Origin of the sequence: Mangrovibacter plantisponsor (genome assembly GCF_003182475.1) — a bacterium.
Lineage (GTDB): Bacteria > Pseudomonadota > Gammaproteobacteria > Enterobacterales > Enterobacteriaceae > Mangrovibacter > Mangrovibacter plantisponsor.
Genome location: NZ_QGTS01000001.1, coordinates 104,973 through 129,031 on the forward strand (window position 1 = coordinate 104,973; position 24,059 = coordinate 129,031).

Here is a 24,059-nt window from a genome sequence, read left to right on the forward strand (position 1 = left end):
GTAATCGCTGTTTGGTGTATCGCGCCTTCAACTGCGCATAACTCGGGACGACAGCATGCTGGCACAGCACGTAAGTAAATTGTTGCATCTGCAATTCGCCACCGTTATCACTTTTTTAGTGAGTCTGTTGCTGACGGCCGGCATTACGGTCACTGTGCATCACCTCAACCAGGAATATATCCGCCAGGCATTGATTAACAGTGCTCAGCCTGAGTTCAGTGCTGTTATCGCCTCGATGAGCCGCTACCAGTATGGGTTATTTGAAGCGCGTACAGCAGTACTGAGTGGTGGTGGAAAAGACGTTGAAAGCTCTGGGTTTTATGCATTTTCCAAAACACTGGATTTGGGAAAGAATTTTCCTGGTGCGCGTGGATTTGGTTTTGTGCGCCGGGTTCCCCATGCCGCACTTTCTGATTTTGTCGAAGAAGAGCGCCGGGAAACCTGGCCTGATTTCTCTGTGAATTACATTGCCCCCTGGCAGGGTGAACACTTTATTATTGAATATTTAGAACCGCAACATGTCAGCACCAATGCCAAAGCTATCGGGCTGGATATTGCGTCGGAAACGCAACGCCGGGAAGCGGCCATCAAAGCAATGAAAACCGGCAATGCGGCGATCACCCGGCCCCTGGCGCTGCAATACTCCAATAGTGTGAACCATAATTCCTTCCTGATTTTACTCCCAATTTACCTGGAAGCGACCATTCCAAAAACAGAAAATGAGCGGGTTAACCAGTGTTTTGGCTGGGCATTCGCGCCGTTAAGCATTGCCGATATTATGCAGTCGCAACGCTTTCATGACCCCAACCTGATCCTCACGCTAAGCGATGTCACAGACCCGGAAAATCACGAAACTTTCTACCACAGCAGCACTGAAACCGGGTTGTACACCTGGTACCAGGATAGTGACATTCTGGGCCGTACCTGGCGCTTTTCCATTTCCGCAACCCCTGCATGGCTCAATGGGCTTAATCTTTTTTCCATTCCTGGGACTGCTTTAATTGGTACCCTGTTTTCGGCGATTCTGGCCTTGCTGGTCAATATTGCCGTTTCGCGCACCAGTGACCGCAGGCGGTTATCTGTAGAGCAAAGCAAACTGACCATGATAGTGGAAAGTTCGGCCGATGCGATTATTGGTAAAGATACCACGGGCAAAATAATCAGCTGGAATAGCGGAGCAGAGCACATGTTTGGCTACACCCGGCAAGAAGCTACAGGCCATTACCTGGCAGACTTGATTGTCCCCATACGCCTGCAGGATGAAGAAGTGACAACCCTGAAGCGGGTTGTCAATAAAGAAACCATTCATCATCTGGAAACTGTACGGCGGCGTAAAGATGGTTGCGAGCTTCAGGTATCTGCCACGGTGTCCCCTATTCTGGATGCTGGCGGCGACGTTATTGGTGCTTCGACCACAGTGCGCGATATCTCGCAACAAAAAGAGAATGAAAAACGCATTCATGAACTGAACCACAACCTGGAACAACAGGTGCGTGAGCGCACCGCGGAACTGGCCGGGCTGAATACCCTGCTCAGTACCGTTATGTCTGCCACCTATGAATTTACTATTATCGCGACCGATTTAAACGGCACCATCCAGCTGTTTAACAAAGGCGCTGAACGTATGCTGGGTTACAGCGAAGCAGAGGTTGTTGGCAAAGTTACCCCAGTAATTATTCATGTACCGGAAGAAGTTGAACACTACAGCCAACAACTCAGCGCAGAACATCACGAGAAAATTAACGGCTTTGACGCCTTCGTTTACCACGCACGCAGGGGGCTCCCTGAACAACGCGAGTGGACCTATGTGCGCAAAGATGGCAGCCGTTTTCCGGTACGCCTGGTGGTAACAACCATGCACAACGCCGATGGCGAACTGACCGGTTACCTGGGCATTTCCATGGATATTACCCAGCAGCGCCAGGCACAACAGGCTCTTGAAACGGCAAGAGACCAACTTCTCAGCACCACCCAAACGTTACTGACTGCCTCAAAAACAGCGGGGCTTGGTATCTGGCGCTGGAATCTGGCAGACAACTCGCTGGAGTGGAATGACCTGATGTACAGCTTTTACGACTTGCCGCCATCACTGGAAGGTAATGGGTTATCACTTAACCACTGGGAATCACGTATTCACCCGGATGACCGGGTTATGGCTATCCAGCAATTGCATGATGCCGTTAGTTTGCACCAGGAATACACCCCGGCATTTCGGGTGGTTCAGCAAGATGGCGAAGTACGTTACCTGCAGGCAGGCGCATATATCGAACGTGACAATCACGGCCAGGCAACCCGGGTGACAGGAATAAACCTCGATGTAACAGAAGACCATATGTTACGTGGCAAGCTGATTGAAGCCAAAGAACAGGCGGATGCAGCAAATGCCGCTAAATCCCTGTTTCTGGCCAATATGAGCCATGAAATACGCACACCAATGAATGCGGTGCTGGGTATGCTGCAACTGTTACTTAAAACCCAACTGGCGCCACGCCAGCACGATTTTGCCGAGAAAGCGCATATTGCTGCAAAATCGCTGTTGGGTTTACTGAACGATATTCTGGACTATTCAAAAATAGATGCCGGTAAACTGGAGCTGGATAACCAACCTTTTAACCTGAACAAACTGATGGAGCACCTGGCCATTGTGATGTCAGGTAACCTTAACAACAAATCTATTGAGTTACTTTTCGACCTCGATAACCAATTGCCCCCCGACCTGACTGGCGATGAAATGCGCCTGCAACAAGTGCTAATCAACCTGATCAGTAATGCCATCAAATTTACTGAGCAAGGTGAAGTGGTAGTGAAAACACACCTGCTGTCACTGACTCAGCAGGATGTCACACTCCGGTTCAACGTGTCTGATACCGGTATAGGGATTAGCGAGAACCAACTGGCGCGTATTTTTGATGTGTTTACCCAGGCAGAAGCGTCCACATCCCGCCGTTATGGTGGCACCGGGTTAGGCCTGGTAATCAGCCGCCGGTTAGTTGAGCAAATGGGTGGCGAACTGGCAGTACAAAGTACTGAGGGCAAAGGCAGTGACTTTTCATTCAGCCTGACACTGCCGCGTTCAAATAAAACAAATTGGCATCCACTTACCTTCCCTTCTCCGGCGCCCAAAACCCTGGTCGTTGATGATAACCCGGTCGCCAGAGCACTTCTGGAACACCAGTTAACCACGATGCAGATTCCGGCAACCAGTACCAACAACCCGGATGAAGCAATACAGCTTATTGCTAAGGCAGCTCAGGAAGGCGCTCCCTTCGACACCGTGTTACTGGACTGGATCATGCCCGAAATGGATGGTCTGGCTTTAGCGGAACATATTCGCTACCAAATGAACCTGGCCAAAGTTCCCACGCTTATTCTGGTCAGTGCGGCGAACCATGCTGATCTGCCCGACACCCACAATTTCCCAATGCTGGATAACGTGCTGACCAAGCCATTAACACCGGAACAGCTGTTTAATGCAATGAATGTCGGCAGAACACACGCAGATGCCATCACACAACCCCAAAAGCACCGCCTTGCCGGTGTAAATATTCTGGTTGTGGAAGATAACCCGTTTAACCAAATGGTTATCAGTGAGTTTTTAACCAGTGAAGGTGCGCACACCCGTATCGCCAGTGGCGGTGAAGATGGTGTGCGTGCAGTGCTTTCCGGAAGAAAAACGTTTGATGTGGTGCTGATGGATGTCCAAATGCCAGACATTGATGGCCTGGAAGCCACCCGGCGTATTCGCGCCAACCCGCGTTTCGCCAACCTGCCGATTATTGCCATGACTGCCAATGTCAGCGCATCCGACCGGCAAAACTGTCTTGATGCCGGCATGAATGACCACATCGGGAAACCGCTGGATTTTAATAACGTTATTGCCACGCTTTCCCGGGTATTAGGGCGCGATAACACATTACCCCTTGCAGTACCCGGTAACACCCCAGGTTTTTTGCAACGCACTGGCGGAAATACGGGCATGTATCAAACATTGCTCAATGCCTTTATGCCATCGTTTATTTCATTACAGAACGAGCTACGTAGTGCCTGCCAGGCAGAGAACTGGCCTGCAGCAATGGTGGTAATACACACCATGAAAGGAACCAGTGGTTCCGCCGGGCTGGATAAACTGTGGGCCTGGCTGGTTGAGCAGGAAGCCGCGCTGAAAACAGCTGACAATGCCGGGAAAGCCAGCCTGTTTGCCACACTGCCTGATGAAATTGAACAACGTGCCCAAAGTGAATATGCCGCACTTATGGAGCAAATTACTGCGCTTATTGCCCAGGAAAAAGAAGCCAGTCACAGCGATACAGAAACCACGCTCCCAATCGGGGAGATAATTCAGTTATTACACCGCCACCTGGATAACAGCAATATGGAAGCTCTGGAAGTGGCGAAATTATTGCGCCATGCGCTGGCAGAACAGCCGGAGTTAATCCCGGAGCTTAACCAACTGATACAGGCTACAGATGCTCTGGATTTTGAACAGGCAAAACACTTCTTAATAAAGATACAGGAGCAGGCACATGTGGAATAAGGTTCTGGACGAATATGCCCTGCGTGGCTACAAACCCCGCGTCCTGATCGTCGATGATCAGCCCGTCAATATTCATACCTTGAGCGCCGTGTTCCATGGTGAACTGGATGTCATCGTCGCTACCAGTGGTGAAAAAGCACTGCACCTGGCGCTGAACCAGAAACCTGATCTGATCCTGCTGGATATCGTCATGCCGGATATTGATGGCTATGAAGTGTGCCGGCGGCTAAAAAATGATCCCATTACCGAATGGATCCCGATTATTTTTGTCACCGCCGAAACTGAGGCCGATGTGGAAGCATACGGTTTTGAAATTGGCGCGGTCGATTTTATTGCCAAACCCATTAACCCGGCGATTGTTCGTGCACGGGTCATGACACAGCTGATGCTCAAGCTGTATATGGATAATATGCGCGAAATAGCCTGGCTTGATGGGCTGACCGGCCTGTATAACCGGCGGCGGTTTGATGAAATGTTAAAGCAAAACTGGCTGTTATGCCGCCGTGAACAGCGCCCTCTGGCTATTATTATGCTGGATGTGGATTTTTTTAAACGCTTTAACGATAACTATGGGCACCAAAAAGGCGATGACTGCCTGCGGGCGATTGCCGTCGCACTGAAAGGTTCGCTGCGCCGCCCGATGGATATGGTGTTCCGTTATGGTGGCGAAGAGTTCACTTGCCTGCTGCCTTTGACTGATCTCGCGGGAGCACAGGAACGTGCCAGCGCCATTCTGAGTGCCATAAAAGCACTCAAAATTCCCCATGCCACGTCACGGGTAAGCCCGTTCGTTACCATCAGCATTGGTATAGCCTGTACCACCCCGGAACAGGATACAGGCGAAGAGGATTTGCTTAACCACTCAGACCAGGCTTTGTACCAAAGCAAAAGCGATGGCCGCAACCGCATCACGACCTGGTCTGGTGGTGAACCCGACTCCTCTGCAGAGGTATAATTTTTACGCCGCTGTGCTATTGCGCCGCGCCGTCATCAGGTAGCGGTTAAAGAGTGCTGTCAGTGGGTTAGCGCAACCGAAACACACCCCAGCCCGGGTAGAGTAACGGTAGCGCCCGGCAATTTTCCGAGCCTGAATTTCCCCCGACTGCATCCCTTTTTTTATCTCGTAATAAATAACTTTGCCGGACGTACCCAGAGCATGATTAATCGCCTGGGCATCAGAAGCAGGATGTTCCCGTAAAAACGCATAAAGTTGTTCATAACGTGTCATCGCACTCTCCTCATTATTCATCACGTATCCCCCGCTATAATTACCAGGTTTTTCCGATGTTAAACTGGAACTGCTCTGATTTATCGCCACTGTATTTTTTCACCGGCTCGGCATAAGAAAACACCAAAGGCCCGAGCGGAGACATCCATTGCAACGCCACCCCGGCAGAAACACGGATGTCACCCGGGTCGCTGTAATCCGGGATCCCGGCACTTTCGGTTTGTGCGGTATTTTTCCAGGTGGTACTCCATACCGAACCGGCATCAACAAATAGCGAGGTACGCAGGGAATCCGCGTAACGGTCATTCACAAATGGCGTAGGTACAATCAATTCCGTGTTCAGTACAGCCATGGCATTGCCGCCCACAGCATCTGATGAAGAATCAAGCGGGCACGCACTGTAGCTACTTTCGGAACCATTACACCGGTAATAAGCCGCCTTTGGCCCAATCGTGTTGGAAGAAAACCCGCGTACAGAAGACGAACCACCCGCATAGAAATTGTCATAGAACGGCACAACATGCCCATTCAGGCCCGCCGCGTAACCAGCACGCAGCCGCTCCATCCACACCCAGGTTTTACTGGCGGATAACGGGACATACTGAGTAGTATCAAAAGACAGTTTGTAATAACTGTTATCAGACCCCGGCACTGTCACTTTACCGGTCAGGCTGGTTTTATTACCCGACTGCGGGAAATAGCCCCGGTTCAGATCGTTGTATTGCCAGCCAAGGCTGGCAAAGTAATCATTGCCGCTATAACTTGCCCCGCTGTCGCCATCTTTTGTCACCACCTTCGGGTTAATATTTTGCGAACTGAGGTAATTCCAGATAGTCAGTTCCGGATCCATGTTCGTTAAACGGTTATGAACATAATCCAGCCCCAGGTTCAGGCGGTTATTCTCACTGATGGGAAACCCCAGATTGCTGCCCAGGCCGTAACTTTGCAGGTTATAACTGGCTTCATCAGAATCAGAGGCATCGTAGCTATTATAAAAAATCTTCCCGCCGAGGCTGACGCCATCCGGAGTAAAATAAGGGTCAGTAGCAGATAATTCGACATACGACTGGTAACTGTTTCTTGTGCCATTAAAACTCACGGTGTTACCTGTACCCAGCCAGTTATCCTGGGTCACGCCCAGTTGGTAGCTCACACCGCTGTCTGTTCCATATCCCAGCCCCACATTAAATGAGCCAGTATTACGCTCTTTCACGGTGTAGATAACGTCCACCTGGTCTGCGGTGCCAGGAACCGGGCGAGTTTCAGTATCGACTTTCTCGAAAAAGCCAGTCCGGTCGAGCCGTGCTTTTCCCTGTTCAACACTCTCGCTGTTCAGCCACCCACCTTCCATTTGCCGCATTTCCCGGCGCAGCACTGAATCGCGGGTTATATCATTACCTTTGAAAATGATACGGCGCACAGTAAATCGCCGCCCGGCATCCACTTGCATATGCAGCACCACCCGGTGAGAGGTGTCATCAATCTCTGGCTGAGTTCGGACAACAGGGGAAGCGTAGCCATATTTCCCCAACAGTTTTTTAATGGCCTCTTCAGCCTGGGTAATTTTCGCACCACTGTATAAAGAACCTTTGGGAAAGGTGGCAAGCTTCTCAATTTCGTTGCTATGCCCTGCCAGGTTGCCTGTCAGCTGGGTGCTGCCAATCTGGTAGCGGGCACCTTCATGCAGGTTAATGGTGATATAGAGTGATTTTTTATCCGGGGTCATACTGACCTGGGTGCTGTCGATGGCAAAGCGGGCGTAACCACGGTCGAGGTAATAACTGCGCAATATCTCTAAATCACCGGCCAGTTTTTCTTTCTGGTATTTCTGGTCTGCCAGCACGTTCCACCAGGGCACGTCGTCACGCAACTGAAAATTATCCAGCAATGTTTGCGTGCTGAAAGCGTGGTTACCAATCAGGTTTATCTGGGTTATTTTCGCTGAAACCCCTTCCTGAAACACGAATTTCAAATCCACCCGGTTACGGGGCAACGGCGTAACCACCGCTTTTACTGTTGCGCTGTATTTCCCCACACTGTAGTAAAACGACTGCAACGCCTGCTCCATATCAGAGAGTGTATTGCGGTCAAGCGCACTGCCAACTGTAATACCCGATGCATCCAAATTTTGCTTCAACAGCTCGTCTTTAACCGACTTGTTCCCGGCAAAACTGATGCTGGCAATGGTCGGTTTCTCTTTCACCTGCACCAGTAAGGTACTGCCATCGCGGGAGATGGATACATCTTCAAAATAACCGGTCGCATAGAGCGCGCGAATCGCATTGCTGATGTCCTGGTTGCTGACGTCATCTCCCTGATGAACAGGCATACTCAGTAATGCAGCTCCAGGCGTTACTCTCTGTAATCCTGTGAACTGAATATCGTTCACGATGGTGCCTTCTGTAGCCCAGACAGTCATTGTCGGCAACAATAAACTCAGAAGCCAGTAATGCCTAATTTGCATAATCTCTTCACTATCCAGCAATGGGTTTTCTGTACACAGCAAATCAACCTGCCAGCAAAGTTATTTATTGGTGGCGAGAGAGGAAATACTCACAGTTTCATGAAGCCGAAAAGTAGCGAGGAAAAATGGTGAAACAATGAAGAAAAAATGAATGAAATAATAGTTATAAAATTATTTCAAACAAAAAAACATTTTATCAAACATCAGTGAACTTTCACCTTACAGATTTGTCTCAACACCGTTTACAAAGTGAATCGCCATTAACCACTTTACTTGCCATGGCGCAAAAATACCTGTTTATCGCTCAAACTAATTTTCCGGGCGAGTTTTTCAGATGAAAGGATACCACTGGCAGACATTAGCCATGCGGTACAAAAGCATTATCGTTTAAAAAACACCCTTGTATTAAATATTACTGGAGATATAACAATGTTGTACCAACCCGGTCCCTGGTCGTTGACCAAAGAAGGAAAAGTGACTGATGCCAGTGGAAATTGTGTACTGATACAAGGTTTTTCCAGTGGGCTTCCCGGGGGGGGAACAGCCGCCAATACCTTACTTTGCCTCTCGGCCCCGGAACTGGTTGAATCACTGGAACTCACCTGCCAGTTATTGCAGGCCTGCGCGGCTGATAATATTCAGGCTCGCCACGCAATCACCCATGCCAATGCACTTATTGCCCGCATAAATAGTCAGGAAATAAATTCCTGATTTACAACTATTGCAAATTATGGCTGAGTGGTTCCACCCTTTTCTTACATTGCCACCCTGCATTAATAATTCACACATTCTTTTTAACCCACCCCAATTCTGAAAAATGATTGGGGCTAATATATAACACCATAAAGCAGATTCATATTTCCTCCGTTTTCTCATCACTATTCCCCGCTATGGTATACATCACCAGAGCAAATTAACTTACCTGTCCTGGTTAAAACCTGCCCCCGGTTTTGGTTTTAACCTGTTTAACAACAAAGGGAGGTAAATTGTTTATTCTGGGATTTTCATTCCTAACCAATAAGTTGACTTTGCCCACCGCCTGGTGGGCTTTTTTTTGCACACAGAGCAGCACATTTGCGGATTCACGATTTGTGACTCAAAATCAAATCCATATCACCTTTGGATGCTTTTGTGCTCAAGAAATAACTCACAGTGCCGAAAACGTTAATGGGAGCGTAACACGTTTCCAGAACCCCGGTCTCAATGGCAACACATAAGAAACGTTAACTATGGTGTCATATAAGCTGGTTAATTTAAGAAATCTGATGATAACTTTGTCTGTTGGCAGCGTACTGGCAACGGCAGCGATTTTGCTTGCCCTTGTTTACCGGTTCCAGAGTGATGATTTCCGCCATACCATCTTGTCTGATAACACCGCGTCATCACATAAACTTGCTGAAAGTATTAACCATTATTTCCTGCAGGCACAACATGCTCTGGCCTGGAGCGTGCAGAATGTGCCGGATGCAACCCAGCGCGTAAATCTGGCCCAGGAAGCCCGGCGTCTGTACCAGCAATCGCAACTTTTTAACCGGGTCGCCGTCGTCAATGAACAGAATGTTATTGATGCCATTTTCCCGGCAATGCCCGGCGATAACCACAAACCCCTCAAATCACCAGGCAGCCTGCGTGCGTTGCAAAGCCGGCAACCATTAATAAGTTTGCCCTACATTTCAACTGCGAATAATTTTGTTGTTCTGCTCAGTTACCCACTGAGCTCACCACAGGGTCTGCCGGTGGGTTATCTCGCTGGCGTGATTTATTTACACAAAGACAGTGAGCTGAACCGGTTACTGAAGAGTTACCACTATACAGAAGGCAACCATGTTCGTATTGAAACACCACAAGGAACAGTCATCTATGACAGCAGCCGTAACCCGGAAGATACATCAGCCTTGCTGGATGAACCAAGTTTGTCTGAACGCCTGCTGAAGAGTGCCTCCGGATCATTTGAAGGAGAAATCCACCACCAGACGGCGCTTATCAGTTACTCAACAGTTAATTCAACAGGATGGAAAGTGGTCATTTATTCGCGCCAGACAGCAGTCAAAGCGATGATGGCATCGTCTATCAGCCTGTCTGCCGGGGTAATATTCCCGGTAATTGTGTTGATTTCCTTAACGGCGGGCTACCTGGCTTCACGCATATCAACACCTCTCACCCGCCTTGCGCGAGTAACAGAAAAATTCCCCACAGATGAAAAGCTCAAAAACATTCTCAACATCAACGTCTGGTACTATGAAGCTAAGATATTACGCAAAGCGGTGTATAAAAGTTTACGGGCAATGCAATATACCGTTTCTCGTTTAAACAATGATGCCATGACAGACCAACTTACTGACTTATATAACCGCCGTGGGTTGGTTGAAAAGATGCGCGATTTGCCAGCCGGCAATAATATTATCATCATGCTCGACATTGATAATTTTAAACACATCAATGACAGATATGGCCATGATACAGGTGACCGCACATTAGTCGCTCTGGCAAAACGCCTCAAAAACCTGTGCCGCAGTAGCGATATTATTAGCCGTTTTGGTGGCGAAGAATTTGTGGTGGTGTTGCCAGGTTGCCCGTTTGATACCGGGGTTACAATTGCCGAGCGTATTCGGTTTGGCGTTTCAGGCTACCACGATGAAAGTATCCCGGTATTTACCGTTTCAGTCGGTGTTTACGGCGTGACAGAAGGTTCCGACATCCCTGCAGACCAGGCTATTAAACTGGCTGATATTGCCCTGTATGCCGCCAAGGAAGCTGGCCGCAATTGTGTAGTAACCAATCACCAGGGGCAGTTGCGCCGCTACCCACAAGGGAATCTGTTAGTTCAGCCACCACATGACGTGGTGGCTGAAAAAGCCGCATCTAAAATTTGACCATACCAGGCTGGCATATACCGCCAGTGCGTTGTGAATAATTTAATTTAAAGCAGTGTAATTTCAACATACTATTATTTAATTAAAAACAAAAAGTCATGGAATGGCTCAGTATTAAAAAGACAAAAACATTACTTAAGAAAAATAACATTCATGCCTGTTATATATTTACAGTTACTTAAAGTAAATTAAGCAATAAGGCAGGTGTCTTTTATTTTATTTTTGCTATATTAAAATTTTACTCTGGAGTATTCAGCTTACAGCGAAGTCAGCTACATTCACTGTAACCTGATGTATAGGATATTTTTAGCAAATAGCTGTATCCAGACACCTTAATTCAAATTATCAAACAGGCCATTCGTTTTATTCGACTGGCCGGGAATGATGTCAGGATGGTTAATGATGAAAATAGACAGCGTACAAACAGGCTGGCTCGCGACAGGCAATAACCTTGCCAGCGACACATCAGCAAGACAACCTCTGGGTATTGAGCGTAGTAGTGGCAACTGGTGCCCACAAACAGGGATGTGGCAAATGACCAACATAACGGCCAGCGCCATTGTGGGTGTTCAGAAAGGGGCGATGATGCCCTGGCATCATGGGCAGTCGGCTAACTGGCGACTGGTGAGTTATGACTACACGAGTGAAGATGCAGCATCCTGATTATCAGCAAGGGTGGTAAAAATAAGCTGTTTTGCCACCCTTGCTGATTTATTACTGGCAGTTAATCTTTTCGCATCAAAAGCGTTTTACACTTTTCGCTTGTGGTTTAATTCAGATATTTCATGTTTTCTGGCTGTGGGGAACAGAACAAACAACAGCCCTTTGCATTGACAGGTTGTATCAGCACTTCTCGCTCAACCAATTGACAGACAGATCTACCCACCGTAAAAAATATTCAACCATGAAAAATATTTTCTGACTTTTACTACGATCCATAAAAAATAGCTATACGGGAGGCCGCTACGCAGCCTCGTCAGCGTGGAAATTCTCGTAAGGCTGTCAGATTAAGAAATCGTCTAATGATTTGCCTTGTTCCAGCGCCTGAGCAATCGGCTTTGGAGTACGCCCCTGGCCTGTCCATGTTTTTACTTCACCATTGGTATCAGTAAAACGGTATTTAGCCGGGCGGGCTGCACGCTTCGTTCCAGTACCTTTACCAGCAGTGGCTCCCATTAATAATGAGGGATCCAGTCCGTCCTCTTCCATCATGCTCAGAATAAGATTAATTTTCTCTTCCCTTTCAGCCAGCACTTCAGCCTGAGCATGTTGTTCTTCACGCTTTTCTTCAGTGACGATCCTGACTTTTTCCAGAATATCTTCAAGCACGTCAATGGAGAAATCGCGAGCCATAGCACGCAATGTGCGGATGTTATTTAATTTTTGCAACTCAACAGTCATTATAATTAGCCACCTTTCACTAAAATAAATAGAATCGTTATTCTAACCATTAAAACGAATACATTTCAAGACCACATAAAAATAACGCCAACTAACGCAAGGATAATTATAAGACATAGCAATACTAAACCACCAATAAACAGAAGGATTAATCCTGGTTTTTAAGAAAAATACATCCACTCACACCCGTTCTGTAACACCGATAAAATAGTCTGGCCATATTCAGCCTGCATTACATTGGCAGGACTGGCGTATTCATCACAATAAGCTGCGTGCTGTGCATGTTTTACCCGGCAAAGCCCTCTTGCTGTTACCTCAGTCTGGCCGCCGGCCAGTAACAGTACTGCATAAGCAGTCATTTTAAGGAATAGTTATTCACCAAACAAAGCAGAATAAAAAACTTAAAAACGGCACAAAACAAGAAACAAACAACCAAAGACTAAAAAACAGACAACCACAAAGCATTTCCCACTGAATCCAGTAAAAGTCACGTTGTACCGCTTTATCGCCTTTCGTTGAAATCAAAATTAACTAATTGATAAATAAACAAAACAATTAAAAAGCCGGAGTTTAATGACATAACCGGCTCAAAAACCAGTATTGCAGCGAATTTTATCGACAAACTTCACTTAAATAAAAATTTTACGCTAATTGCTGTTTTCAACGCAGTCATATAATCTGGCGTCATTGATTAAAGCCACACATATAAACCACAAATAAACAAATAGCCAACACTTATAGCCAGGTTTAACAAGGAGCCCGGAACATGTTCTCGCCACATTCACGCCTGCGTCACGCGGTTGCAGACACCTTTGCAATGGTGGTGTATTGCTCTGTAGTTGGCATGATGATTGAAATATTTATCTCAGGAATGGATTTCCGCCAGTCTCTCTCGTCACGCCTGGTGGCCATTCCGGTTAACATGGTTATTGCCTGGCCGTATGGGCTCTATCGCGACAAAATAATGGGTTATGCACGCAGGGCGGGTGGCGGTAAAAAAGTGAAGAACCTGGCGGATATGTTTGCCTACGTCACATTCCAGTCACCAGTGTATGCTGCCATTCTGTTTACTGTTGGCGCTGACTGGCACCAGATTGTGGCTGCGGTGAGTTCAAATATGGTCGTATCTATGATGATGGGTGCGGCTTATGGTTACTTTCTTGATTTCTGCCGCCGGTTATTCCGTGTTGTTGATGCACAACACCCCGTTCACGCAGAAATATAAAAAACAGTACAACAAAACAGTGATCCATCTGTAGCAGGCTCAAGTAAACAGCACGGGCGGAACCCACTGCCCGTTGCTGGTAACAGGCTAATACCAGCGTGTATTTACTGAATGAAATACTTGACTGGTATTACCCTTCTCAAGAAAAAATCTGTTTTATTCCACCCGGCCAAACAACCCATCTAAATAACGTTCCAGGGCAATGCGTGAGCTAAAACCGTGGGGAATACCATAATGTGTTTGCTCATCTCCACCTAACCACAGCGGGAAATGTTTATACAATTCGCTGGTTTTTATATCTGATGCAGGCTCCGCCAGTGTATGGCTTCGCTCTTTCATTGCCGGGTGAATAACCAGTGCAGTGCGACCCATCCTCGCTTCCCGGTTTACATAAACATAATTCTCTCCGCGGCGGTATCCATATGCCCCCCGCTCCATGCTGTCCATAATAAAACCAGCCTTCTCCAGAACGCGTGCCACCTCATCGGGTCGTAAATACATTGTGCTTCCTCATCCTCTCATTACAGCTTCGCAACCATACAGCATGGCTACAAGGAGATGCTTTCAGAATAGTCCAGAAACCGCCTTTTACCGCAGTTTCTGCCAGAAAAACGGCATTCTGGCGTCTACACTGTTATCTGAATCACTAAAAAAAGGAGGTCCTGTGTTCAGCAATACCAAACAGAAGACACTTCACAACGCACCAGAAAACCAGGCAATGCAGGATGAGATAACCCATATCGCCAGTACGCTGGAAAAAGTGCTGGACGCCTGGGACAGCGATGCAAAAGAAGAGCGTGACAGCATTAAGCACCACGCTACACGTTTACTGAGTGAAACCCGCGCCCGCCTTAATGGCAATAACCGACTGCAACAAGCCACGCGTGATGCCGCTCATCACACTGATGAGTGGGTGCACAACAAGCCATGGCACAGTATTGGTCTGGGTGCAGCCGCGGGGGTTATCGTCGGTGCCCTGCTGGCACGAAAATAACATCCTCACACAACCCGGCCACGCGCCGGGTTTACCTCTCTTCCTGCCTGAAGTTGTGGCACAAGCGCCCGGCCCATCGTCTCTGCTTAATTACCATATATTGTATGGTTGATAAAAATCGCAACTACATCTAGTATCAAGAACACAAGAGCTCACCCAACGCTGTGCGTCCGGGTGTTTTTTTAACCCTATATATGAGAATACGAATCATGAGCATTAGCATTTACACAAAAGAGAATTGTGTACAGTGCCATGCAACCAAACGCATGCTGGCACAACGCGCAATCCCCTTTACTTTGATTGATACCGACGCCCACCCGGAATGTGTTGGCTGGTTAAAAAGCCAGGGGTTTCTTCAGTTGCCGGTTGTCATTACTGATACTTTGCGCTGGAGCGGTTTCCGCCCGGATATGATTAACCGCCTGCATTCACAACCCGGGGCTGAAGCATGAGTAATCTGGTGTATTACTCCAGTTCATCGGGAAATACACACCGATTTGTCGAACGCCTGGCAATGCCCGCACTGCGTATCACCACGCCGCCGCACCCAATACTCCATGCCAGCGAGCCCTTTATTTTGATTGTGCCCACTTATGGTGGCGGTGGCAGTAACGGAGCTGTTCCGGCTCCGGTTATTCGGTTTCTGAACCAACCAGAAAATCGGCGTTTGCTGAAGGGAGTAATCGCTTCCGGTAACCGAAGTTTTGGTGCCGGATATTGTCTTGCCGGCAAAGTAATCGCTGAAAAATGCCAGGTGCCCTGCCTGTATCGGTTCGAATTACTCGGCACACCTGAAGACGTCGAAAACGTGAGAAAGGGAGTAAAACAATTTTGGCTACAGCAACTATAACCGCAACCACAACAGCCACCCGCGACCTGGATTACCACGCGCTTAATGCCATGCTGAATATGTATAACAGCGCGGGGCAATTACAACTGGATAAAGACAAAGCAGCGGTGGAGGCTTATTTACACCAACACATAACTCCCGCAACACGCACTTTCACAACCGATGCTGTACGCCTGGAAACACTGGTGGATGAAGGTTATTACGATGGCGCGATACTGGCCCAGTACACGCCAGAAGAACTGGAAAACCTGTTTCTTACTGCCGCTTTAAGTAAGCACCAGTTTGCAACCTTTCTGGGCGCGTGGAAGTTTTATAACAGCTATGCCCTGAAAAGCTTTGATGGCTCACAGTACCTGGAAGATTTCCCGCAACGTGCCTGCATGGTCGCGCTCACTCTGGCCCAGGGAGACGCTCGTTTTGCAGCACGAATACTTACCGAAATACTCACAGGCCGCTTCCAGCCTGCCACACCAACATTCCTTAATGCTGGCAAGCAACAGCGTGGCGAACTGGTCTCCTGTTTTTTGTTACGTATCGAAGACAACATGGAATCCATTGGCCGGGCTGTTACTCACGCATTGCAGCTATCCAAACGTGGTGGTGGCGTAGCCTTTGTATTGTCTGCATTACGTGAAGCTGGCGCGCCAATAAAAAGAATTGAGAACCAGTCTTCCGGTGTCATACCTGTCATGAAAATGCTGGAAGATGCGTTCAGTTACGCCAACCAACTGGGCGCCAGACAAGGTGCCGGAGCGGTATGGTTGCATGCCCATCACCCCGATATTTTACGTTTTCTGGATACCAAAAGAGAAAACGCCGATGAAAAACTGCGTATCAAAACCCTGTCGCTGGGCGTGGTTATCCCTGATATCACTTTTCGGTTAGCCAAAGAAGATGCGCAGATGGCTCTGTTTTCACCCTACGATGTTGAGCGGGTAACCGGAAAGGCGTTTTGCGATATCAGCATCAGCCAGCACTATGACTCACTGGTAGCCGACACACGCATTCGCAAACGCTGGGTTCGGGCCCGTGATTTTTTCCGTATTCTGGCTGAAGTACAGTTTGAATCGGGCTATCCCTACATCATGTTTGAAGACACGGTAAACCGGGCTAACCCGATTGCAGGTTATATCAACATGAGCAACCTGTGCTCTGAAATATTGCAGGTTAACCAACCTTCCGTGCTGGCGGAAAACCTGGATTACCTGCACACCGGTAAAGATATCTCTTGTAATCTGGGGTCGTTAAATATTGCTCATACAATGGACTCCCCCTATTTTGCACAAACTGTTGAAACAGCCGTCCGGGCATTAAGTGCAGTTTCAGATTTAAGCGCTATTGAGTGCGTGCCTTCAGTAATGGCAGGAAACGCGTCGGCTCATGCAATTGGGCTGGGCCAAATGAACCTGCATGGTTTTCTGGCGCGCGAAGGAATTGCCTATGGCTCACCAGAAGCCATTGATTTCACGAATATCTATTTTTACTGCATTGCATGGTATGCGTTGCGTGCGTCTAACCGGCTCGCCCGCGAACGTGGCCAGCGTTTTGCAGGGTTTGAACAGTCGCAGTACGCAAGCGGTGAATATTTCCAACGTTACACCAGCAAGTTGTGGCGACCAGAAACAGCCCGGGTACAGCAATTGTTTGACCGTGCGAATATTTGCATACCCGACCAGGCAATGTGGAGCCAGTTGCGTGACGACATCATGCGCGATGGGTTATATAACCAGAATTTGCAGGCTGTCCCGCCCACTGGTTCCATCTCCTATATCAACCATGCGACATCCAGTATTCACCCGGTCATCGCCCCCATTGAAATCCGTAAAGAGGGCAAAACTGGCCGGGTGTATTACCCGGCACCTTTTATTACTGAGCACAACAAACACCTCTACCAGGATGCCTGGCAAATTGGGCCAGAAAAAATTATTGATACCTATGCTGCAGCCACACAACACATAGACCAGGGGTTATCGCTGACGCTCTTTTTCCCGGATACCGCAACCACTCGCGATATCAATAAAGCACAAATTTATGCCTGGCAAAAAGGTATCAAAACGCTCTATTACATTCGCCTGCGCCAACAGGCGTTAGCAGGCACCGCCATTGACGGCTGTGTCTCCTGCACACTGTAAGGAATAACCATGAATACACAACGCCCTGTTAGCGCCATTAACTGGAACCGGCTAATTGACACCAAAGACCTGGAAATCTGGAACCGGCTGACTGCCAATTTCTGGTTACCGGAAAAAATACCACTGGCCAATGACTTGCCTTCCTGGCAAACCCTGAGCCACGAAGAACAAACACTGACCATTCGCGTCTTTACCGGGTTAACCCTGCTTGATACCGTGCAAAATACGGTGGGAGCTCCCGGCCTGATGCCCGATGCCCTGACTCCCCATGAAGAAGCGGTGCTGTCCAATATCAGCTTTATGGAAGCAGTACATGCCCGCTCCTACAGCGCAGTTTTCTCCACCCTGTGTTCAATGCAGGAAGTGGATGCGGCATACCAGTGGAGCGAAGAAAACCCATGGCTGCAACACAAGGTTGCGTTAATACTTCAGTATTACCGAGGGGAATGTCCATATCGTAAGAAAATTGCCAGTGTTTGCCTGGAATCATTTTTATTTTATTCGGGGTTTTACTTACCAATATATTGGTCAGGAAGAGGGAAATTAACCAATACCGCAGATCTGATTCGCCTTATTATTCGCGATGAAGCAGTACACGGATATTACATTGGTTATAAATACCAGCAGATGGTGGCGCCACTGAATCATCAGAAAAAACAAGAACTGGAAAATGAAGCCGCAGACCTGATTATGAACTTGTATGATAATGAAGTGTCTTACACGCAAAGTTTGTATCAGCAATCAGGCCTGGTTGATGAAGTAACTGCTTTTCTTTGTTATAACGCCAATAAGGCTCTGATGAATCTGGGCTATCAGGCACTGTTTCCTGCACAAATGTGTGACGTCAACCCAGTAATTTTGTCTGCACTGTCGCCTGGCGCAGATGAAAACCATGATTTTTTTTCGGGTGCTGGCTCTTCTTATGTTATTGGGAAAAGTCTGCAAACCGAAGATGAAGACTGGAACTTCTAATTAAAATGTTGCCGGGAAAAAGGGCTGATTTTCCCGGCAACAGGTAACCAGTTGTGCGCCACTGCAACTTAAATCAGTCAGGCCAAACCACCTTCTGGCAAGCATGGTGAAGCAGGTTTAGTTGCGTGTATAAGTACAAGGTTACAGGGAAAATTATTACATACTCAGGCTAACAAATATTTACTATTACAGAGACATTACAGGACAAAATATCCTGCCACTACAACCACCTCATTATCCCTCCTGAATCATCCAACTCTCCGGCAATAACCGCCTGAAAGCTGAACATTGTATATACTGACAGCACAAATTTTGCAGAAAATTAGCAGCAGCAGCGCTACGCGCTCAGCCCTTATATCACGGGGTTTGTGGAAAAATATTCAGTTATAGATCACACTTTCACTGGGGGATTAAGGGTTGTCTCAAATTCTGAGTATGTTAGGGTATAGGCAACTAATATTTTCACCAGGACACTTATAGCGTTTAAACAATAACAGGAAAACCATTATTGCATGGCAATTAAATTAGAAGTTAAGAACCTTTATAAAATATTTGGCGAGCATCCTAACAGGGCTTTCAAATATATAGAGCGCGGTTTATCAAAAGAAGAAATTCTTGCTAAAACCGGTCTCTCTCTCGGCGTTAAAGATGCCAGTCTGGCCATTGAAGAAGGCGAAATATTTGTTGTTATGGGCTTATCCGGTTCGGGTAAATCCACATTAGTCCGCCTTCTCAATCGTCTGATTGAACCCACCCGCGGTCAGGTATTGATCGACGGCACTGACATTGCCCAGGTTTCAGATGCAGAATTGCGTGAGGTGCGCAGAAAGAAGATCGCAATGGTCTTTCAGTCCTTCGCGTTGATGCCGCACATGAACGTACTGGAAAATACCGCTTTTGGTATGGAGCTGTCGGGCACACCGGTTGCTGAACGCGAAGAAAAAGCGCTTGATGCACTTCGCCAGGTTGGGCTGGAAAACTACGCACACAGCTACCCGGATGAATTATCTGGTGGTATGCGTCAGCGTGTTGGTCTGGCACGGGCTCTGGCAATTAACCCGGACATCCTGTTGATGGATGAAGCGTTCTCTGCGCTCGACCCATTAATTCGTACTGAAATGCAGGATGAGCTGGTTAAGCTCCAGGCCAAACATCAACGTACCGTGGTGTTTATCTCCCATGATCTCGATGAAGCGATGCGTATCGGCGACCGTATTGCCATTATGCAAAACGGCGAAGTCGTGCAGGTAGGCACCCCGGATGAGATCCTGAATAACCCGGCAAACGATTATGTACGCACCTTCTTCCGTGGTGTGGATATCAGCCATGTGTTCAGCGCCAAAGATATTGCGCGCCGTTCACCTGTTGGGCTGATTCGTAAAACGCCCGGTTTTGGGCCCCGCTCAGCAATTAAACTGCTGCAGGATGAAGACCGCGAATATGGCTACGTGATTGAACGTGGGCAAAAATTTGTCGGTATCGTCTCGATTGACTCTCTGAAAAAAGCGCTGTCTGAAGGCCAGGGGCTGGATGCCGCCTTACTGGAATCGCCCACATCTGTACCAGGAGAAACGCCGCTTAATGAGCTGCTCTCTACCGTGGGCCTTGCACCTTGTGCGATTCCTGTTATCGACGACAACCAACACTATCTCGGCATTATCTCTAAAGGGACACTGCTGAAAGCCTTAGACCGGGAGGGAGCAACTAATGAGTAACGCAGCAAATCCATGGGATGCCAGTGGCGCAACCACTGATGCCGCAAGTAGTGCCGCAAGTAACGCAGCATCCTCAGCTGATGCATGGGGCACACCAGCCTCATCAGGCAGCCCCAGTGGTGCGGCTGACTGGTTAAACAGCGCGCCGGCTCCCAAACCCGAACACTTTAACTTTATGGATCCGTTCCATAAAACACTGATCCCACTTGATAGCTGGGTCACGGACGCGATTGACTGGGTAGTGTTTCACTTTCGCCCGGTATTCCAGGGTATTCGTGTTCCGATTGATTATATTCTGAGTGCCTTTCAGCACTTACTGACAGGTATGCCAGCACCAGTGGCGATTCTGATATTCGCCTTAATTGCCTGGCAGATGTCAAACCTGGGCATGGGTATTGCCACTCTGATTTCGCTGGTTGTTATCGGCGCCATTGGAGCATGGTCTCAGGCGATGGTGACACTTGCGCTGGTGCTTACCGCATTGCTGTTCTGTGTGGTAATAGGCCTGCCAATGGGAATATGGCTGGCTCGTAGCAAGAGAGCTGCGAAAATTGTCCGGCCAATACTGGATGCCATGCAAACCACACCGGCGTTTGTTTACCTGGTGCCTATCGTTATGTTGTTTGGTATCGGTAACGTGCCTGGCGTGGTTGTCACCATTATCTTTGCACTGCCACCCATTGTGCGCCTGACGATTCTGGGGATTAACCAGGTTCCGGCAGACCTGATTGAGGCAGCCCGTTCATTTGGTTCCAGCCCGCGCCAAATGCTGTTCAAAGTGCAGTTGCCGTTGGCTATGCCCACCATTATGGCGGGTGTAAACCAGACACTGATGCTGGCGCTGTCGATGGTGGTCATTGCATCAATGATTGCTGTAGGTGGTCTGGGGCAAATGGTTCTGCGTGGCATTGGCCGCCTCGATATGGGGCTGGCAACGGTTGGTGGTGTGGGTATCGTTATTCTCGCCATTATCCTTGACCGTTTAACGCAGTCAGTTGGCCGCGACGCTCGTAGCCGGGGTAACCGCCGCTGGTATACCACTGGCCCGGTAGGCCTGCTGGCTCGCCCATTCATCAAGAAATAACACGCATAACAAGTCCGGGCAGCTTTGCTGCCTGAGACTGCATCAGCACCCGGATAGCCATGTTCTTCCGGGCACAACACATCATCGAACAAACCAGCTTATTGGTTTTCGGTCTCTCATGATAAAAAAGGAATAACGATGCGACATTCTGTTCTTTTAGCCACAGCCTTTGCCACACTCGTTTCCACCAGCACCTTTGCGGCGGATTTACCGGGTAAAGGCATTACCGTTAAACCGGTTCAAAGCACCATCTCTGAGGAAAGTTTCCAGACTCTGCTGGTAAGCCGTGCGCTGGAGAAACTGGGCTACACCGTAGATAAACCCAGCGAAGTTGATTACAACGTGGGTTACACCTCTATAGCCAACGGCGATGCCACTTTTATGGCGGTTAACTGGAAACCTCTGCACGACGACATGTATAACGCAGCAGGTGGCGATAAAAAATTCTACCGGGAAGGAACTTATGTAACCGGAGCCGCTCAGGGCTACCTGATCGACAAAAAAACTGCTGAAAAATACCACATCACTAATATTGCGCAGTTAAAAGACCCAAAACTGGCGAAACTGTTCGACAGCAATGGCGACGGTAAGGCCGACCTGACAGGTTGTACGCCAGGCTGGGGCTGTGAGGCGGTGATTAACCACCAGCTCAAAGCCTACGACTTGAGCAATACCGTTGTACATAACCAGGGTAACTACGCCGCCATGATTGCGGACACCATTACCCGTTATAAAGAAGGCAAACCAATTCTGTACTACACCTGGACGCCTTACTGGGTAAGCGATGTTCTGGTGCCAGGCAAAGACGTGGTCTGGTTGCAGGTTCCGTTCTCTTCACTGCCAGGCGCACAGAAAGGTGTTGATACCAAACTTGCCAATGGCGCGAACTATGGTTTCCCGGTCAACAACATGTACATTGTTGCTAACAAAGCCTGGGCCGAGAAAAACCCGGCTGCGGCAAAACTGTTCGCTCTGATGAAACTGCCTATTGCCGACATCAACGCTGAGAATGCCATGATGCACGCAGGCCACGCTTCTGAAGCGGACATTAATGGCCATGTTGATGGCTGGATCAAAGCTCACCAGTCTGAGTTCGATGGCTGGATCAAAGCCTCACTGGCTGCAGCGAAGTAAAACGCCGCCACTCAGAACCTCCCTTCACGGGAGGTTCTTTTTTTCTCCCGCACCACAAACCGCACGTTCTGCTACCCGATAACCGGGGCAAATTGTTTTTCCTCCATCAATCTTCGCTATTATCTGTGATTCTCACTACAAATTAGCCAATTACACTCGTCATGACTCAACAATATAACGCCGCCAAAACCAGCCCGTTAACGCCTGCACTGACGCTCCTGATGGCGGTTGCCACCGGGCTGGCCGTTGCCAGTAACTATTATGCTCAGCCATTACTGGAAACGATCGCCCGGGCGTTTTCGCTCTCGGTCAACCAGGCCGGATTTATTGTAACAACCGCGCAAATGGGTTACGCCGCCGGGTTACTGCTGATTGTCCCGTTGGGAGATATGTTTGAACGGCGTGCGCTGATTGTCAGCATGACCCTGCTGGCCGCCTGCGGCATGATAATCACGGCCAGCAGCCATTCACTCAGTATGATGCTGGTAGGCACAGCGTTAACCGGGCTATTTTCCGTGGTGGCTCAGATACTGGTTCCTCTGGCCGCAACCCTTGCCGCACCAGAAAAACGTGGCCGCACTGTTGGCACTATAATGAGTGGGTTGTTGCTGGGCATTTTACTGGCGCGAACGGTTGCAGGTGCTCTGGCAAGCCTCGGTGGCTGGCGCACGGTCTGGTGGCTGGCAAGTGGCCTGATGATTGTGATGGCGCTGGCACTCTGGCGCATGCTGCCAACCGTAAAACAGGAAAATCACCTGAATTACCCCCAATTACTGGTTTCCATTTTTTCCCTCTACTTTAACAACCGGGTATTACGCACCCGGGCACTGACAGGCGGATTGATCTTTGCGCAGTTCAGTATGTTGTGGACCTCAATGGCGTTTTTACTCTCTGCCCCACCCTTTTCATTTTCCGAAGCTGTCATTGGTTTATTTGGCCTGGCAGGCGCAGCAGGTGCACTGGGAGCCCGCCCGGCCGGTGGCCTGTCAGATAAAGGTAAGTCGCACCTGACAACCACTGCGGGTCTGGTTCTGTTGGTTCTGGCCTGGATAGCCATTTATCTGGGGAAATTTTCAGTTATCCCTTTAATGGCCGGTATTGTGCTGCTCGACCTGACAGTCCAGGGTGTACACATTACCAACCAGAGTGTAATTTACCGTTTGTACCCGCAAGCCCGTAACCGGCTGACTGCCGGGTATATGACCACTTACTTTATTGGTGGCGCATTCGGCTCACTGGTTTCTGCAAGTGCTTACCAACACGCAGGCTGGATGGGCGTTTGCCTGGCCGGTGCCGGTACCGGTGTACTAAGCCTGGTGGTATGGGCACTGGGGTATCATCGTCAGGCCCCGGTTAACGAAACCCCGCAATGACGCATAACCAGGTGAGTCAGTAAACGCTCACTTACTTCTTTAGTCTGGTGTTCAGCGCTCTACACCACAACGAGAGATCC

At 48.6% G+C, this 24,059-nt stretch carries 19 protein-coding genes; 15 read left to right on the forward strand and 4 right to left on the reverse strand.

All coding sequences use genetic code 11. The features are described from left to right. Positions 1 to 55 precede the first annotated feature (55 nt). Both DES37_RS00540 and DES37_RS00545 read left to right on the forward strand, forming a co-directional pair. Complete coding sequence (locus tag DES37_RS00540) at positions 56 to 4,534, forward strand: PAS domain S-box protein (RefSeq protein ID WP_110024481.1); 4,479 nt, start codon at positions 56 to 58, stop codon at positions 4,532 to 4,534. Further along, positions 4,524 to 5,489, forward strand: coding sequence for a diguanylate cyclase domain-containing protein (locus DES37_RS00545; protein WP_110024482.1), 966 nt, complete (start codon positions 4,524 to 4,526; stop codon positions 5,487 to 5,489). The genes DES37_RS00540 and DES37_RS00545 overlap by 11 nt, the downstream gene beginning before the upstream one ends. Before the next feature lie 3 nt (positions 5,490 to 5,492). Here the strand turns inward: DES37_RS00545 and DES37_RS00550 are convergent, their stop codons facing one another. Both DES37_RS00550 and bamA read right to left on the reverse strand, forming a co-directional pair. Continuing rightward, complete coding sequence (locus tag DES37_RS00550; protein WP_036103897.1) at positions 5,493 to 5,762, reverse strand: hypothetical protein; 270 nt, start codon at positions 5,760 to 5,762, stop codon at positions 5,493 to 5,495. Positions 5,763 to 5,802: 40 nt separating this feature from the next. Continuing rightward, positions 5,803 to 8,226, reverse strand: coding sequence for an outer membrane protein assembly factor BamA (gene bamA, locus DES37_RS00555; RefSeq protein WP_110024483.1), 2,424 nt, complete (start codon positions 8,224 to 8,226; stop codon positions 5,803 to 5,805). A 429-nt stretch (positions 8,227 to 8,655) separates the two neighbouring features. Here bamA and DES37_RS00560 point away from each other — a divergent pair, with 429 nt between their 5' ends. From DES37_RS00560 to DES37_RS00570, 3 genes are all read left to right on the forward strand, one after another. Beyond that, positions 8,656 to 8,937, forward strand: a complete 282-nt coding sequence (locus tag DES37_RS00560; RefSeq protein WP_110024484.1) for a hypothetical protein — start codon at positions 8,656 to 8,658, stop codon at positions 8,935 to 8,937. Between the two features lie 554 nt (positions 8,938 to 9,491). Beyond that, positions 9,492 to 11,099, forward strand: coding sequence for a sensor domain-containing diguanylate cyclase (locus DES37_RS00565; protein ID WP_170123709.1), 1,608 nt, complete (start codon positions 9,492 to 9,494; stop codon positions 11,097 to 11,099). A 399-nt stretch (positions 11,100 to 11,498) separates the two neighbouring features. After that, positions 11,499 to 11,762: a hypothetical protein gene (locus DES37_RS00570; RefSeq protein ID WP_036103888.1), complete on the forward strand. Its 264-nt coding sequence runs from the start codon at positions 11,499 to 11,501 to the stop codon at positions 11,760 to 11,762. A gap of 339 nt (positions 11,763 to 12,101) precedes the next feature. Here DES37_RS00570 and stpA read toward each other — a convergent pair whose 3' ends face one another. Next, complete coding sequence (stpA, locus tag DES37_RS00575) at positions 12,102 to 12,500, reverse strand: DNA-binding protein StpA (RefSeq protein ID WP_110024486.1); 399 nt, start codon at positions 12,498 to 12,500, stop codon at positions 12,102 to 12,104. A gap of 766 nt (positions 12,501 to 13,266) precedes the next feature. Between stpA and DES37_RS00585 the strand changes: the two genes are divergently transcribed. Beyond that, positions 13,267 to 13,725 carry an L-alanine exporter AlaE gene (locus DES37_RS00585; RefSeq protein ID WP_036103876.1) on the forward strand — a complete coding sequence of 153 codons (459 nt, stop codon included), beginning with the start codon at positions 13,267 to 13,269 and terminating at the stop codon, positions 13,723 to 13,725. A 156-nt stretch (positions 13,726 to 13,881) separates the two neighbouring features. On the opposite strand, the gene DES37_RS00590 is transcribed toward DES37_RS00585, so the two are convergent. Continuing rightward, on the reverse strand, positions 13,882 to 14,226 hold the full coding sequence (locus DES37_RS00590) for a DUF2002 family protein (RefSeq protein ID WP_036103874.1): 345 nt from the start codon (positions 14,224 to 14,226) through the stop codon (positions 13,882 to 13,884). 163 nt (positions 14,227 to 14,389) lie between these two features. Here DES37_RS00590 and DES37_RS00595 point away from each other — a divergent pair, with 163 nt between their 5' ends. The 9 genes from DES37_RS00595 (at position 14,390) to DES37_RS00635 (ending at position 23,979) form a co-directional block, all read left to right on the forward strand. Then, the gene (locus DES37_RS00595) at positions 14,390 to 14,719 is read left to right on the forward strand and encodes a glycine zipper domain-containing protein (RefSeq protein ID WP_245929916.1); all 330 of its coding nucleotides are present in this window, start codon (positions 14,390 to 14,392) and stop codon (positions 14,717 to 14,719) included. Positions 14,720 to 14,928: 209 nt separating this feature from the next. Next, complete coding sequence (nrdH, locus tag DES37_RS00600; RefSeq protein WP_110024488.1) at positions 14,929 to 15,171, forward strand: glutaredoxin-like protein NrdH; 243 nt, start codon at positions 14,929 to 14,931, stop codon at positions 15,169 to 15,171. Next, positions 15,168 to 15,569 carry a class Ib ribonucleoside-diphosphate reductase assembly flavoprotein NrdI gene (nrdI, locus tag DES37_RS00605; protein WP_036103869.1) on the forward strand — a complete coding sequence of 134 codons (402 nt, stop codon included), beginning with the start codon at positions 15,168 to 15,170 and terminating at the stop codon, positions 15,567 to 15,569. The genes nrdH and nrdI overlap by 4 nt, the downstream gene beginning before the upstream one ends. Further along, positions 15,551 to 17,701, forward strand: coding sequence for a class 1b ribonucleoside-diphosphate reductase subunit alpha (gene nrdE, locus DES37_RS00610; protein ID WP_425451668.1), 2,151 nt, complete (start codon positions 15,551 to 15,553; stop codon positions 17,699 to 17,701). The genes nrdI and nrdE overlap by 19 nt, the downstream gene beginning before the upstream one ends. A 9-nt stretch (positions 17,702 to 17,710) precedes the next feature. Then, positions 17,711 to 18,673: a class 1b ribonucleoside-diphosphate reductase subunit beta gene (gene nrdF / locus DES37_RS00615; protein ID WP_036103867.1), complete on the forward strand. Its 963-nt coding sequence runs from the start codon at positions 17,711 to 17,713 to the stop codon at positions 18,671 to 18,673. Between the two features lie 512 nt (positions 18,674 to 19,185). Further along, entirely contained in the window at positions 19,186 to 20,388 is a 1,203-nt protein-coding gene (proV, locus tag DES37_RS00620; protein ID WP_064600860.1) for a glycine betaine/L-proline ABC transporter ATP-binding protein ProV, read from the forward strand. After that, the gene (gene proW / locus DES37_RS00625; RefSeq protein ID WP_110024489.1) at positions 20,381 to 21,472 is read left to right on the forward strand and encodes a glycine betaine/L-proline ABC transporter permease ProW; all 1,092 of its coding nucleotides are present in this window, start codon (positions 20,381 to 20,383) and stop codon (positions 21,470 to 21,472) included. The genes proV and proW overlap by 8 nt, the downstream gene beginning before the upstream one ends. Positions 21,473 to 21,610: 138 nt before the next feature. Continuing rightward, the gene (proX, locus tag DES37_RS00630) at positions 21,611 to 22,606 is read left to right on the forward strand and encodes a glycine betaine/L-proline ABC transporter substrate-binding protein ProX (RefSeq protein ID WP_110024490.1); all 996 of its coding nucleotides are present in this window, start codon (positions 21,611 to 21,613) and stop codon (positions 22,604 to 22,606) included. A gap of 161 nt (positions 22,607 to 22,767) precedes the next feature. After that, a complete protein-coding gene (locus tag DES37_RS00635) occupies positions 22,768 to 23,979 on the forward strand; it encodes an MFS transporter (protein ID WP_110024491.1) in 1,212 nt (403 codons plus the stop codon). Positions 23,980 to 24,059: the final 80 nt, after the last annotated feature.